Origin of the sequence: Bowmanella yangjiangensis (genome assembly GCF_017255015.1) — a bacterium.
In the GTDB taxonomy this organism is placed as follows: domain Bacteria; phylum Pseudomonadota; class Gammaproteobacteria; order Enterobacterales; family Alteromonadaceae; genus Bowmanella; species Bowmanella yangjiangensis.
Genome location: NZ_JAFKCS010000337.1, coordinates 1 through 860 on the forward strand (window position 1 = coordinate 1; position 860 = coordinate 860).

An 860-nucleotide genomic window follows, 5' to 3' on the forward strand; every position below is an offset into this window, starting at 1 on the left:
TGGGACACTGTGTAGCAGCGCTGCATCTGACTTTTTATTGCGTCGGTGCTTAGAATCACGTCTGTCATCAAGCGCACCGAGGTGAGTGCTTATATAGGTGGCTTTGGGCAGTCCGGTCATGGAGGGGGAGTGTGGTCAGAGTCTTGTGCCGGGCAATTCTGCTGTGGCTGGCGCTCGTGCCCGTGGCGCGGGCGGAGGTGCTGGTCTATGCCGTCACCGATGAGAGCTGGGCGCCGTACTGGATTGTCGACGGCGAGCGGATCAGCGGCATCCTGCACGATTTCATGATCGCGCTGGATGCGCGCCTGCCGGACGACCTGCAGGCCAGCCACCCGCTGCCGCCGCTGCGCACGCAGAAGCTGTTCCGCGAGGGGCAGGTGCAGATCGAATGTTGCGTGAGCCAGAGTTGGCGGCGCGCTGCCGGGCAGGCCGAGGTTTCGCTCTGGAGCATACCGGTGCTGGACGCTGAAGAGATGCTGCTCTTCGCGCCGGGCAAGGGATTTCCCTTCCGGCACCTCGAAGACCTGCGTGGCCGCTCCATCGCCACGGTGCGGGGCTACGGCTATGTGGGCAGCGAGTATTTCCAGCGCAACGATGGTGCCGATGCCCATGCGCTGATCTTCCGGGTCGCTCAGGGGCACAGCGAGGCCGGTATTCTCGACCGGCTGGAGTGGCGCTACCTGAGAAGCCGCGATCCTCAACTGCAGGCGCCGAGCTGGCAGGTGGAGGAGGGCGCCGTGATCAATCGCTCGCAGTTGCGTCTGCGCCTGCATCGTGACCATGCCGGGCACCTGGCGGCGATCAACGAAGCGATAAGGGCCCTGCAGGAGGACGGTACTCTGGCGCGTATCGTTGCAGAG

Annotated in this window: 1 protein-coding gene; it reads left to right on the top strand. The window is 64.3% G+C overall.

Going from position 1 to position 860, the window contains the following annotated elements:
* Positions 1–131 precede the first annotated feature (131 nt).
* A partial coding sequence (locus J0A65_RS24400; protein WP_206596845.1) for a substrate-binding periplasmic protein occupies positions 132–860 on the top strand: 729 nt, incomplete at its 3' end.